Source organism: Enterobacter sp. FUJ80071 (assembly GCF_038739915.1).
In the GTDB taxonomy this organism is placed as follows: domain Bacteria; phylum Pseudomonadota; class Gammaproteobacteria; order Enterobacterales; family Enterobacteriaceae; genus Enterobacter; species Enterobacter kobei.
On the sequence record NZ_JBBXKH010000001.1, the window covers coordinates 3,233,100 to 3,246,530 of the forward strand.

Below are 13,431 nucleotides of genomic sequence, written 5' to 3' on the forward strand. Positions count from 1 at the left end.
GCAGTAAATGCCGGGTGATGTTCGCGCAAGCGAAGCGCCGCCGGGCAAATAAAAAAGGCCCGAAAGGGCCTTTTTTATATCCTCGTTTTCCTGACGCGTTCCGCATAGACCGACAAGGTCTGCTTCAGCACGTCCAGCGTGACCGGTTTCGACAGACAGCTGTCCATGCCTGACTCCAGGCATCGCTGTTTCTCTTCCGCCAGCGCGTTCGCCGTGACGCCCACCACCGGCAACGTCAGGCCAAGCTGGCGGATACGTTGCGTCAGACGGTAGCCGTCCATGTTAGGCATGTTGACGTCACTGAGAACGATATCAATATGATTTTTACTCAGCACATTCAGCGCATCCACACCGTCATTGGCCGTTTTGCACTGGTAGCCAAGCGACCCGAGCTGGTCTGCCAGCAGTCGGCGGTTAATTGGATGGTCATCCACGACCAGAATCATCATATCGTCATTCACTGACGCCAGACCTTCCGGTGACGGCAATTCACCGGCTCCGTCGTTCTCTTCCAGCTGCACTTTGTAGATGCGTGCCAGCAGGCTCAACAGCTCATGCGGCGTGGCGACACTGTGTACCCACTCTCCCGGCGCACGTTCAACCGGTATGCCAATGTGGCGACGACAGAAGAGTACCGTTCCTCTCCCCTGCCACGCCTGTTCCGGCATCTCGTCGGCGATCAGCACGTCATCCGCGTCCGGCGTCTGGTCTTCATAGCGGCACACCCTCATGCCGCTATGGGTAAGCAGCGCCGTCAGGTAATCATTCAGCGAAGCGTTATTCACCGCCAGCCAGCAGCGCTTATCGCTCAGTCCGTCAACCGTCGCTTTTGCCGGATACTGCGCCGAATAGAGCGGAATACGGATGGTAAACTGGCTGCCCATGCCGGGCTCGGTATCCACCGAGATATCACCGTCCATCATGCTGACGAGCTTCTCACAAATCGCCAGCCCCAGACCGGTGCCCTGGAAGTTACGCTGCACGCCGGTGCCGACCTGGAAGAACGGGTCGAACAGGCGAACCACTTCTTTCGCCGGGATGCCCACCCCCGTGTCACGGACGCGAATGCTCAGATAATCCCCCGCCCGGCAGACGTGTAACACGATACAGCCAATATCGGTGAATTTGATGGCATTGCTGAGCAGGTTAGAGATGACCTGCTGCAGGCGCATCGGATCGCCGTGCAGCGTCAGCGGCACATCCGGTTCAATAAAGCAGTAGAGACCCAGCTGTTTACGCACCACCAGCGGCAGATAGTTGGCGCTGATGTGGTTCATCACCTCACGCGGCGAAAACTCCCGCGGTTCGATTTTCAACTGCTCAGACTCAATTTTAGAGAAATCGAGAATATCGCTGATGATTTTCAGCAGCAGACTGGAGGAGTTGTTCATCGCCGTCACCAGCCTGTCGACCCCTTTCGGCAGCTCTTTCGTCTGCAACAGGTCGAGGTTACCGATAATCCCGTACAGTGGCGTACGCAGCTCGTGGCTGACGGTGGCAAGGAACATAGATTTCGACTGGCTGGCCTGCTCCGCCGCCTGCGCCATCTCCTGCAATGACTCCTCCATCTTCACGCGTGCGGAGACATCCACCAGCACGCAAATCGCCACGTTTTCATTACGATAGCGGGAGTGAACAAAGCTGATCTGCAGGTTGGTATGGGTGCTGGTGAGCACGTCGACAAAGTTTACCTGCTGACCGCAGATGATTTGCGTCAGCCTTTGACGATCCTCATGCGTCAGCATGTTCAGATAGTTGTGCGCCAGCTCGTTACTCAGGATGTTGGTCCCGTCCTGAGTACGCAGAATACAGATCCCCACCGGTGCGGAGGCGACTATCTTACGGTTAAACTGCTCGTGCTCTTCCAGACGCTGGGCGTCGCTTTCGGCGGGAATAAAGATTCTTCGCTCATACATGCGCGCCAGCGTAAACAGCGCCCCTCCCACCAGCAGGTTGAGCAGAATCGCATTCATAATCAGAATGCGTATCCGCTCCAGCACCATATCGACCGGCAGCGAGTAGACGATACTCAGCGACGACGGTGGCAGGCTTTTTTTCAGCACCAGCTCACGAAAGCCGGAGGTGTAACCAAACCACGAGCGTTCCTGCATCCAGTGCGGATCGACGTTCAAACGGTTATCCGGCCCGGCAAGCGAGATCAGCTGATGTCCGTTTTCATCCAGAATGGTCACACCCATCGGCAGGCTGCCTGGGGTGAAGAAGTTTTCCATGCGGATGGTCTGCTCAATGCCCAGCAGAGCCTGCAGGCGGTTACCGAGGTAAACCGGCGTCAGCGCGTAGAAATAGCCCACGCCCATGCGCGGCCCCTGGCTAATCCAGAAGATGTTATTCCCGCGCTCGTCCTGCGGCGCATTGCGATATTTCACAATACGCTCATGCAGGCTTTTCAGCGCATCATCACGCTCGACGGGCACATCGCGCAGGCCGAAGTCAGCCATGCAGAGATTTTCGCTGCCAATCAGGAAGACGCGATTGAGATCGTAGGCGGCGGAGAAATTGTCGCGCCAGTAGCGCATAAACCAGGCGAGGGATTCCAGCGACCCGCGCCAGGTGTTGCTCATGGTGGAGCAGTCGGAGTCCGGGAACAGCGGCTGGAAGTCCGGCACTTCGGTTTTGTCATTACGCCCGCGAAGCGCCAGGATGCCGTTTTCCGCCGTCAGTCGGTTTTCGGCAATATACTTCAGCTCCTTCATTACATCAGATGTTCGCTGAATGTAACGCTGGGCCTGATCGGAGCTTAAATTAAACTCCTGGCGGATCTCCGCTTCTTTCTTGTGCAGCGCGTTGACGATGTAGAACACCGACAGCAGGACCACCAGCAACCAAAGCAGGAGCGCCAGCGCCCGGAACAGATAGCGAGAAACTTTCAGCGTGGTACGAAAGGAGACGAGGTATTTCAAAGGGGCGAGGCTCCGCCGTCGGGGTCAAAAGAATGTGGTTAAGGTAGCGGTAAACGCGGCTTGCCGCAACGTTCACTTGTCTGCTTACGTAAAAGAAAAGGGCCGGAATCCGGCCCTTTTTGCGTCAGGAGACATTACTCGTCAGCGTCATCCGCTGCATCATCGTCGGTGTCCGCTTCCGGCGCGATTTCATCGTCACCTTCCGCAACGCTACCGTCGATGGAATCGAGCTCTTCGTCATCCACCGGCTCAGCCACGCGCTGCAGACCCACCACGTTTTCATCTTCCGCAGTACGGATGAGGATAACGCCCTGGGTGTTACGACCCACCACGCTGATCTCAGATACGCGTGTACGCACCAGCGTACCGGCATCAGTGATCATCATGATCTGGTCGGCATCATCGACCTGTACCGCACCCACAACGGAACCGTTGCGCTCGGTAACCTTAATAGAGATAACGCCCTGCGTGCCACGTGATTTGGTCGGGTATTCGCTTTCCGCGGTACGTTTACCGTAACCGTTCTGGGTGACGGTCAGGATTGCACCTTCGCCGCGAGGAACGATCAGGGAAACAACGGAATCTTCACCCGCCAGTTTGATACCGCGTACACCGGTCGCTGTACGACCCATTGCGCGCACGGCGTTCTCTTTGAAGCGCACCACTTTACCGGCCGCAGAGAACAGCATGACTTCATCAGAACCGGAGGTCAGATCCACACCGATCAGCTCGTCGCCTTCGTTCAGGTTCACCGCGATGATCCCGGCGGAACGTGGACGGCTGAACTCGGTCAGCGCGGTTTTCTTCACGGTACCGCTGGCGGTCGCCATAAAGACGTTCACGCCCTCTTCGTACTCGCGTACCGGCAGAATGGCGGTGATACGTTCATTCGCTTCCAGCGGCAGCAGGTTGACGATTGGACGACCACGCGCGCCACGGCTCGCTTCAGGCAGCTGATAGACTTTCATCCAGTACAGACGGCCACGGCTGGAGAAGCAGAGGATCGTGTCGTGGGTGTTGGCCACCAGCAGACGGTCAATAAAGTCTTCTTCTTTAATACGTGCCGCAGACTTGCCCTTGCCGCCACGACGCTGTGCTTCGTAGTCGGTCAACGGCTGATACTTCACATAGCCCTGGTGAGACAGGGTGACCACCACATCTTCGCGGTTGATCAGATCTTCAATGTTGATATCTGAGCTGTTCGCGGTGATTTCGGTGCGGCGCTCGTCGCCAAACTGGTCGCGGACCAGCTCCAGCTCTTCACGGATCACTTCCATCAGGCGCTCTGCGCTGCCCAGAATGTGCAGCAGCTCGGCAATCTGCTCCAGCAGCTCTTTGTATTCGTCGAGCAGTTTTTCATGCTCAAGGCCGGTCAGTTTCTGCAGACGCAGATCCAGAATCGCCTGGGCCTGTTGTTCAGTCAGGTAGTACTGACCGTCACGTACGCCGAACTCAGGTTCCAGCCACTCAGGACGCGCCGCGTCATCACCCGCACGCTCCAGCATCGCCGCCACGTTACCCAGATCCCACGGACGGGATACCAGTCCGGCTTTTGCTTCTGCCGGGGTTGGCGCGCGACGGATCAGTTCAATGATCGGGTCGATGTTGGCCAGCGCAACCGCCAGCGCTTCAAGGATGTGCGCACGGTCGCGCGCTTTGCGCAGTTCAAAGATGGTACGGCGGGTCACCACTTCGCGGCGGTGACGCACGAACGCGCTCAGGATCTCTTTCAGGTTCATGATCTTCGGCTGACCATGGTGCAGTGCCACCATGTTGATACCGAAGGAGACCTGAAGCTGAGTCTGGGAGTAAAGATTGTTCAGTACAACCTCACCCACCGCGTCGCGTTTGATCTCAATCACGATGCGCATACCGTCTTTGTCAGACTCGTCACGCAGCGCGCTGATGCCTTCAACACGTTTTTCTTTTACCAGCTCGGCGATTTTTTCAATCAGACGGGCTTTGTTCACCTGATACGGGATCTCGTGAACAATAATGGTTTCACGGCCGGTTTTAGCGTCCGCTTCCACTTCGGCGCGGGCACGGATGTAAATCTTGCCGCGACCGGTGCGGTACGCTTCTTCAATACCGCGACGACCGTTGATGATCGCCGCCGTCGGGAAGTCCGGGCCCGGGATGTGCTCCATCAGCCCTTCAATGCTGATGTCTTCATCTTCGATATAGGCCAGGCAGCCGTTGATCACTTCCGTGATGTTGTGCGGCGGAATGTTAGTTGCCATACCCACGGCGATACCGGACGAGCCGTTCACCAGCAGGTTAGGGATTTTCGTCGGCATGACGTCAGGGATTTTTTCCGTGCCGTCGTAGTTATCAACGAAATCAACCGTCTCTTTTTCCAGGTCGGCCATCAGCTCATGGGCAATCTTCGCCAGACGGATTTCCGTATAACGCATTGCCGCGGCGGAGTCGCCGTCGATAGAACCAAAGTTACCCTGACCATCTACCAGCATGTAACGCAGCGAGAATGGCTGCGCCATACGGACGATAGTGTCGTACACCGCGGAATCACCATGGGGATGGTATTTACCGATTACGTCACCAACGACACGGGCAGATTTTTTGTAGGCTTTATTCCAGTCATTGCCCAATACGTTCATGGCGTATAGTACGCGACGGTGTACCGGCTTCAGGCCATCGCGGACGTCCGGCAGCGCACGGCCAACAATGACCGACATCGCATAGTCCAGATAGGAGCTCTTCAGCTCTTCCTCGATGTTAACCGGTGTAATTTCTCTCGCAAGGTCGCTCATCTAACCGCTATCCCTCTACTGTATCCCGGATTCAAAGGTCGCAAATTATAACACAGCCGCGGTGATTGAGGTAAACCTATACGCTTTATTCATGGGGATTGCCTGATATACTCCTTTGTCTTGCTAAATAAGGAGTAAAAGCGCCCATGAATGCCGAAAAATCCCCGGTGGCTCACAACGTTGACCACGAAGAGATTGCCAAATTTGAAGCGGTGGCGTCCCGCTGGTGGGATCTCGAAGGTGAGTTCAAACCGCTGCATCGCATTAACCCGCTGCGTCTGGGCTATATCGCGGAGCGTTCCGGCGGCCTGTTCGGTAAGAAGGTGCTTGATGTCGGCTGCGGCGGCGGCATCCTGGCGGAGAGCATGGCGCGCGAAGGCGCGACGGTCACCGGTCTGGATATGGGCTTTGAACCCTTGCAGGTGGCCCGTCTCCATGCGCTGGAGTCAGGGATCCAGGTTGAATACGTGCAGGAAACCGTGGAAGAACACGCGGCAAAACATGCCCACCAGTATGATGTGGTGACCTGCATGGAGATGCTGGAACACGTTCCCGATCCGCAATCCGTGGTGAACGCCTGCGCAAAACTGGTGAAACCGGGCGGTCAGGTCTTCTTCTCAACCATCAACCGTAACGGTAAAGCCTGGCTGATGGCCGTCGTCGGCGCGGAATATGTGCTGCGCATGGTGCCAAAAGGCACGCACGACGTGAAGAAATTCATTAAGCCTGCTGAATTACTGAGCTGGGTTGATCGGACGTGGCTTAAAGAGCAGCACATTACCGGCCTGCACTACAATCCGCTGACCGATAAATTCAAACTCGCCCCGGGCGTGGATGTTAACTATATGTTGCATACAACCGCCAAAAACGACTAACGTCATTCGTTATTCTTATAAAGATTGCGCGACATCATGTTGCGCAATTCTGCCCTCCCGTTGAAGAAATCAGCACTCGATCAAATTTTGAATTTTTTTTCTTAATTATTGACATGTCGTCCAGGCCTTACGGTACGAGGACTTAGCCTTTTTTACCCTTTCACAACCTCAATTTAACGTCAAAATCAACCCTTGTGCTGAAAAGATTCGATACTAGAATACTCACCATATAGCGCTTTTCTTATCGCAAACCCCCTATATGTAGTATTTATCCACAGAGTTAGTCACAAGACGGTTCTGTGGATAAGCGGGGGATATTTTTTATTTCACGGACAGGTAAAACCCACATGAATCAGAGTCTGCTGGTGACAAAGCGCGACGGGACGACCGAGCGTATCAATCTGGACAAAATCCATCGAGTTCTCGACTGGGCAGCAGAAGGACTGAACAACGTATCTATCTCCCAGGTTGAACTGCGTTCCCACATTCAGTTCTACGACGGCATCAAAACGTCTGATATCCACGAAACGATTATCAAAGCAGCGGCAGATCTGATCTCCCGCGACGCACCGGATTATCAGTACCTTGCTGCACGTCTGGCGATTTTCCACCTGCGTAAAAAAGCCTACGGCCAGTTTGAGCCGCCTGCGCTTTACGATCACGTGGTGAAAATGGTTGAGCTGGGCAAATACGACACGCATCTGCTGGAAGACTATACGGAAGAAGAGTTCGAGCAGATGAACGGGTTTATCGATCACTGGCGCGATATGAATTTCTCCTATGCGGCGGTGAAGCAGCTCGAAGGCAAATACCTGGTTCAGAACCGCGTTACCGGTGAGATCTACGAAAGCGCCCAGTTCCTCTATATTCTGGTGGCCGCCTGCCTGTTCTCAAACTACCCGCGTGACACCCGTCTGGATTACGTGAAGCGTTTCTACGATGCGGTATCGACGTTCAAGATTTCTCTGCCAACGCCAATCATGTCTGGCGTGCGTACCCCTACCCGTCAGTTCAGCTCCTGCGTACTGATCGAGTGTGGCGACAGCCTGGATTCCATCAATGCGACCTCCAGCGCCATTGTGAAATACGTCTCCCAGCGCGCCGGTATCGGCATCAACGCCGGTCGCATCCGTGCACTGGGCAGCCCGATTCGCGGCGGTGAAGCGTTCCACACCGGCTGTATCCCGTTCTACAAACACTTCCAGACGGCAGTGAAATCCTGCTCTCAGGGCGGCGTGCGCGGCGGTGCTGCGACCCTGTTCTACCCAATGTGGCACCTGGAAGTGGAAAGCCTGCTGGTGCTGAAAAACAACCGTGGCGTGGAAGGCAACCGCGTGCGTCACATGGACTACGGCGTACAGATCAACAAACTGATGTACACCCGTCTGCTGAAAGGGGAAGACATTACCCTGTTCAGCCCGTCCGACGTCCCGGGCCTGTACGACGCGTTCTTCGCCGATCAGGACGAGTTCGAGCGTCTGTACACCAAATATGAAAAAGACGACAGCATCCGCAAGCAGCGCGTGAAGGCGGTCGATCTGTTCTCCCTGATGATGCAGGAGCGTGCCTCTACCGGCCGTATCTACATCCAGAACGTTGACCACTGCAACACCCATAGCCCGTTTGATCCGGTGGTTGCGCCAGTACGCCAGTCTAACCTGTGCCTTGAGATCGCCCTGCCGACCAAGCCGCTGGAAGACGTGAACGACGAAAATGGCGAAATTGCGCTGTGTACGCTGTCTGCGTTCAACCTGGGTGCAATTAAAAGCCTGGACGAGCTGGAAGAGCTGGCCGTGCTGGCGGTTCGTGCGCTCGACGCCCTGCTGGACTACCAGGATTACCCAATTCCGGCCGCTAAACGTGGCGCGATGGGTCGTCGTACCCTGGGTATCGGCGTGATTAACTTCGCCTACTGGCTGGCGAAAAACGGTAAGCGTTACTCCGACGGCAGCGCCAATAACCTGACGCACCAGACGTTCGAAGCCATTCAGTATTACCTGATGAAAGCGTCTAACGAACTGGCGAAAGAGCAAGGCGCATGCCCGTGGTTCAACGAAACCACCTATGCAAAAGGCATTCTGCCGATCGACACCTACAAGAAAGACCTGGATGCGATCGTCAGCGAGCCGCTGCACCTTGACTGGGAAGGCCTGCGCGAGTCCATCAAGACTCACGGTCTGCGCAACTCCACGCTCTCTGCCCTGATGCCGTCTGAGACCTCTTCGCAGATCTCCAACGCCACTAACGGTATTGAGCCGCCGCGCGGCCACGTCAGCATTAAAGCGTCGAAAGACGGCGTGCTGCGTCAGGTGGTACCGGACTATGAAACACTCGGGAACAACTACGAGCTGCTGTGGGAAATGCCAAACAACGACGGCTACCTGCAGCTGGTGGGTATCATGCAGAAGTTTATCGACCAGTCGATCTCTGCCAATACCAACTATGACCCGACGCGTTTCCCGTCTGGCAAGGTACCGATGCAGCAGCTGTTGAAAGACCTGCTGACCGCCTACAAATTTGGCGTGAAAACGCTGTACTATCACAACACCCGTGACGGTGCAGAAGACGCGCAGGACGACATGGTACCGTCAATTCAGGACGATGGCTGCGAAAGCGGCGCATGTAAGATCTAAGCACTTCGCCGGGTGGCACTACGCTTACCCGGCCTACGGTTTTGTAGGCCCGGCAAACGCAGTGTTGCCGGGCAATAAAATCTCAACAGGACTCACCGCAATGGCATACACCACATTTTCACAGACGAAAAACGACCAGCTCAAAGAGCCGATGTTCTTTGGCCAGCCGGTCAACGTGGCACGCTACGATCAGCAAAAATATGACATCTTCGAAAAGCTGATTGAAAAGCAACTCTCCTTCTTCTGGCGTCCGGAAGAAGTAGACGTCTCCCGCGATCGCATTGATTACCAGTCGCTGCCGGATCACGAAAAGCATATCTTCATCAGCAACCTGAAGTACCAGACGCTGCTGGATTCCATTCAGGGCCGTAGCCCGAACGTGGCACTGCTGCCGCTGATTTCCATTCCCGAGCTGGAAACCTGGGTGGAAACCTGGGCGTTCTCCGAGACGATCCACTCCCGCTCTTATACGCATATCATCCGCAACATCGTGAACGATCCGGCGGTGGTGTTTGACGATATCGTCACCAACGAGCAGATCCAGAAGCGTGCGGAAGGCATTGCGCACTATTACGACGAACTGATCGAGATGACCAGCTACTGGCACCTGCTGGGCGAGGGTACGCATAACGTGAACGGTAAAACCGTTACCGTGAACCTGCGCGCGCTGAAAAAACAGCTGTACCTGTGCCTGATGAGCGTCAACGCGCTGGAAGCGATCCGCTTCTACGTGAGCTTCGCCTGCTCCTTCGCCTTTGCCGAGCGCAAGCTGATGGAAGGCAACGCCAAAATCATCCGTCTGATCGCCCGTGACGAAGCCCTGCACCTGACCGGCACCCAGCACATGCTGAACCTGCTGCGCAGCGGTACGGATGACCCTGAAATGGCGGAAATCGCCGAAGAGTGCAAGCAGGAGTGCTATGACCTGTTCGTGCTGGCGGCTCAGCAGGAGAAAGAGTGGGCAGATTACCTGTTCCGCGACGGTTCCATGATTGGCCTGAACAAAGACATTCTCTGCCAGTACGTTGAGTACATCACCAACATCCGTATGCAGGCTGTCGGTCTCGACCTGCCGTTCCAGACGCGTTCTAACCCAATCCCGTGGATCAACACCTGGCTGGTGTCCGATAACGTGCAGGTTGCGCCTCAGGAAGTGGAGGTGAGTTCTTACCTGGTCGGTCAGATTGATTCTGAAGTCAACACTGACGATCTGAGCGACTTCCAGCTCTGATGTCACGCGTCACGTTAAGTCTTTCCGGCACTGAGGTGCTGTGTCGGGAGGAGCACCCTTCTCTGCTGGTGGCGCTTGAGGCGCATCAGGTAGAAGTAGAGTACCAGTGTCGTTCCGGCTATTGCGGCTCCTGCCGCTGCCGTCTGGTCGCCGGCCAGGTGGACTGGCTGACCGAACCGCTGGCCTTTATCAACGAAGGGGAAATTTTGCCCTGCTGCTGCCGGGCAAAAGGCGATATTGAGATCGAGATGTGATTGCCCTGGTTCCCTCTCCCTGTGGGAGAGGGTTAGTTCGTAGGCCGGGTAAGGCGCAGCCGCCACCCGGCAATTCCAGTGTTAATCCTTCAAAAAACTCACTGCTTTATCCGGGAAATCCGTAAACAACCCGTCCACGCCCGCCTGGTTATACAACACCTCATAAAGCTGATTCACGTCCGTGGCATACGGCGGCAGCTGGTCTGCGCGCACGGTATACGGATGAACCTGCATCTTGCTGGCATGCGCCTCTTTCACCATCGCCGTCAGCTTCACGTGACCCGGCGTGGAGCCTTCTGCCACCAGCATGTGGTAATCCGGTCCGATGCCGTCAGCGTACTGCGCAATCTGCTTCATCGCGCCCGGCTTAAACATCCAGTCGTAGTTGTAGTTCACCCACTTCCCGTCTGGCTGTTTCTCCTGGGTTTCATTCCAGTCGGTGTAGGCAATCAGCTGCACCAGATTGAGATCCATCCCCATCTTCGGCTCCAGCTCGGTTTTAATGCGCTTCAGCTCGGCGGCGTCAAAACACTGCAGGTAAACTTTGTCCTTCTTGCTGGTGTAGCCGTACTGCTTCAGGACCTCCAGGGTTTTCGCGGCAATATCCTTCCCTTCCTGATGATGGAACCACGGCGCTTTGATTTCCGGGTAGATACCGATATTTTTACCGGTCGAGTGGTTCAGCCCCTGAACAAACTCTATCTCCTCCTGGAAGGTGTGAATACGGAAGTCAGATTTGCCCATCGGGAAACGTCCCGGATAGACCTGTACCTTCTTGCCGTTTTCAATCTCGAACCCTTCGGTAAACTTCAGGGAACGGATCTCCGCCAGGGTGAAATCAATGGCGTAGAAACGGCCATCTTTACGCGCGCGGTCCGGGAAACGCTCCGCCACGTCAGTTACGCGGTCAAGATAGTGGTCATGCAGGACGACCAGCTGGTCGTCCTTCGTCATCACCAGATCCTGCTCCAGATAATCCGCGCCCTGCGCATAGGCCATCGCTTTCGCCGGCAACGTATGCTCCGGCAGATAGCCGCTCGCGCCGCGGTGGGCAATCACGATTTTATCCGCCGCCAGCGCGGAGCCTGTCATCAGGCCCGCCAGCAGCAGACCGGTGGTTAAATGAGATAATTTCATGGTCATGTTCCTTATTGACGACGCGCCAGCACTTCCGCGTGGTGACGTTTCTCACCGATCATTACGACAATCAACAGCAGTACCGCCAGCACGCTACCGCCAATCATCACCATAAAGCCGCCGTCCCAACCGAAGAAGTCCACGGTGTAGCCCACGATGGCGCTCGCCGCGACCGAACCGCCCAGGTAGCCGAACAGACCGGTAAAGCCTGCCGCCGTGCCCGCCGCTTTTTTCGGTGCCAGTTCCAGGGCATGCAGGCCAATCAGCATGACCGGGCCATAAATCAGGAAGCCGATGACGATCATACAGGCCATGTCTACGCCCGGGTTGCCCGGCGGGTTGAGCCAGTACACCACGGTGGCGATGGTCACCAGGGTCATGAAGAACACGCCTGTTGCACCACGGTTACCTTTAAACACTTTGTCCGACATCCAGCCGCAGATCAGCGTGCCCGGGATCCCCGCGTATTCATACAGGAAGTAGGCCCAGGAGGATTTATCCAGCGCGAAGTGTTTCACCTCTTTCAGGTAGGTCGGTGACCAGTCCAGAATGCCGTACCGCAGCAGATAAACGAACACGTTGGCCACCGCGATGTACCACAGCAGTTTGTTAGGCAGCACGTACTTCATGAAGATCTGCTTCGCGGTCAGCTCTTCTTCGTGCTTCTCGCTGTAATCATCCGGATAGTCGTCTTTATACTCTTCAATCGGCGGCAGGCCGCAGGATTGCGGCGTATCGCGCATCAGCGCGAAGGCAATAATCGCCACCAGAATGGCGCCAAACGCAGGCATGTAGAGCGCAGCGTGCCAGTCGTTGAACCAGGCCATCCCCAGCAGGAACAGCAGCGGCGGAATACCGCCACCCACGTTATGCGCGCAGTTCCACACCGACACAATGCCGCCGCGCTCTTTCTGCGACCACCAGTGCACCATGGTACGTCCGCATGGCGGCCATCCCATCCCCTGGAACCAGCCACAGAGGAACAGCAGCACGAACATAACGGCAATGCTGGAGGTTGCCCACGGCACAAAACCCATGAACAACATCACCGCAGCCGCCAGAATCAGACCGGCGGGCAGAAACACGCGCGGATTCGAGCGATCTGACACGGACCCCATAATGAACTTGGAAAAACCATACGCGATAGAGATCCCCGACAGCGCGAACCCCAGATCGCCGCGTGAAAAGCCCTGCTCCACCAGATACGGCATGGCGAGCGCAAAGTTTTTACGCACAAGATAGTACGCCGCGTACCCGAAGAAGATCCCCAGGAAAATTTGCCAACGCAGACGACGGTATAGCGGATCAATCTCTGCCTCTGGCAGACGCGCCCGATGCGGCGCGGGTTTGAAAATACTGAGCATGACAGCCTCCGTGGCCTTGAATTGAATGAGCAGGTGGCTCGCACCTGAATTCCAGAGCCGGGGATGTTAAGAAATCATGGTGATTGTTACTGTGAATCAACGCACAGATTGTTACAGAAATATGACAGAATGCGCAAAAAAGCGCATGAAATCACGTTTCACTTTCGAATTTCGCGCGTTTATGTTCGAAATCAAACAAACCACAGTTTTCATGTGGCTAAATGATAAAAAAACGAACATTGAGG

8 protein-coding genes are annotated in these 13,431 nt (G+C 55.6%); 4 read left to right on the forward strand and 4 right to left on the reverse strand.

The genetic code is table 11. The features are described 5' to 3' along the window. Positions 1 to 74 precede the first annotated feature (74 nt). The gene (gene rcsC / locus AAER43_RS15705; RefSeq protein ID WP_050862914.1) at positions 75 to 2,921 is read right to left on the reverse strand and encodes a two-component system sensor histidine kinase RcsC; all 2,847 of its coding nucleotides are present in this window, start codon (positions 2,919 to 2,921) and stop codon (positions 75 to 77) included. 134 nt (positions 2,922 to 3,055) lie between these two features. Next, complete coding sequence (gene gyrA, locus AAER43_RS15710; RefSeq protein ID WP_014884608.1) at positions 3,056 to 5,692, reverse strand: DNA topoisomerase (ATP-hydrolyzing) subunit A; 2,637 nt, start codon at positions 5,690 to 5,692, stop codon at positions 3,056 to 3,058. Between the two features lie 146 nt (positions 5,693 to 5,838). Here gyrA and ubiG point away from each other — a divergent pair, with 146 nt between their 5' ends. The 4 genes from ubiG to yfaE all read left to right on the forward strand — a co-directional run bounded on the left by ubiG (position 5,839) and on the right by yfaE (position 10,685). Further along, the gene (ubiG, locus tag AAER43_RS15715) at positions 5,839 to 6,567 is read left to right on the forward strand and encodes a bifunctional 2-polyprenyl-6-hydroxyphenol methylase/3-demethylubiquinol 3-O-methyltransferase UbiG (RefSeq protein WP_014884609.1); all 729 of its coding nucleotides are present in this window, start codon (positions 5,839 to 5,841) and stop codon (positions 6,565 to 6,567) included. Positions 6,568 to 6,914: 347 nt separating this feature from the next. Continuing rightward, a complete protein-coding gene (gene nrdA, locus AAER43_RS15720; RefSeq protein ID WP_014884610.1) occupies positions 6,915 to 9,200 on the forward strand; it encodes a class 1a ribonucleoside-diphosphate reductase subunit alpha in 2,286 nt (761 codons plus the stop codon). Positions 9,201 to 9,300: 100 nt separating this feature from the next. Beyond that, the gene (gene nrdB / locus AAER43_RS15725) at positions 9,301 to 10,431 is read left to right on the forward strand and encodes a class Ia ribonucleoside-diphosphate reductase subunit beta (RefSeq protein ID WP_014884611.1); all 1,131 of its coding nucleotides are present in this window, start codon (positions 9,301 to 9,303) and stop codon (positions 10,429 to 10,431) included. After that, a complete protein-coding gene (yfaE, locus tag AAER43_RS15730; protein ID WP_008500234.1) occupies positions 10,431 to 10,685 on the forward strand; it encodes a class I ribonucleotide reductase maintenance protein YfaE in 255 nt (84 codons plus the stop codon). Before nrdB ends, yfaE begins: the two co-directional genes overlap by 1 nt. 81 nt (positions 10,686 to 10,766) lie before the next feature. Here the strand turns inward: yfaE and glpQ are convergent, their stop codons facing one another. Further along, positions 10,767 to 11,822: a glycerophosphodiester phosphodiesterase gene (gene glpQ, locus AAER43_RS15735; protein ID WP_050862915.1), complete on the reverse strand. Its 1,056-nt coding sequence runs from the start codon at positions 11,820 to 11,822 to the stop codon at positions 10,767 to 10,769. Positions 11,823 to 11,833: 11 nt separating this feature from the next. Then, entirely contained in the window at positions 11,834 to 13,186 is a 1,353-nt protein-coding gene (glpT, locus tag AAER43_RS15740; protein ID WP_014884613.1) for a glycerol-3-phosphate transporter, read from the reverse strand. Between the last annotated feature and the right edge of the window lie 245 nt (positions 13,187 to 13,431).

Bases quoted from the DNA above. Each gene is read 5' to 3' on its own strand.
- glpT (WP_014884613.1), bottom strand. From the start codon at position 13,186: ATGCTCAGTATTTTCAAACCCGCGCCGCATCGGGCGCGTCTGCCAGAG.
- glpQ (WP_050862915.1), bottom strand. From the start codon at position 11,822: ATGAAATTATCTCATTTAACCACCGGTCTGCTGCTGGCGGGCCTGATG.
- nrdB (WP_014884611.1), top strand. From the start codon at position 9,301: ATGGCATACACCACATTTTCACAGACGAAAAACGACCAGCTCAAAGAG.
- gyrA (WP_014884608.1), bottom strand. From the start codon at position 5,692: ATGAGCGACCTTGCGAGAGAAATTACACCGGTTAACATCGAGGAAGAG.
- ubiG (WP_014884609.1), top strand. From the start codon at position 5,839: ATGAATGCCGAAAAATCCCCGGTGGCTCACAACGTTGACCACGAAGAG.
- nrdA (WP_014884610.1), top strand. From the start codon at position 6,915: ATGAATCAGAGTCTGCTGGTGACAAAGCGCGACGGGACGACCGAGCGT.
- yfaE (WP_008500234.1), top strand. From the start codon at position 10,431: ATGTCACGCGTCACGTTAAGTCTTTCCGGCACTGAGGTGCTGTGTCGG.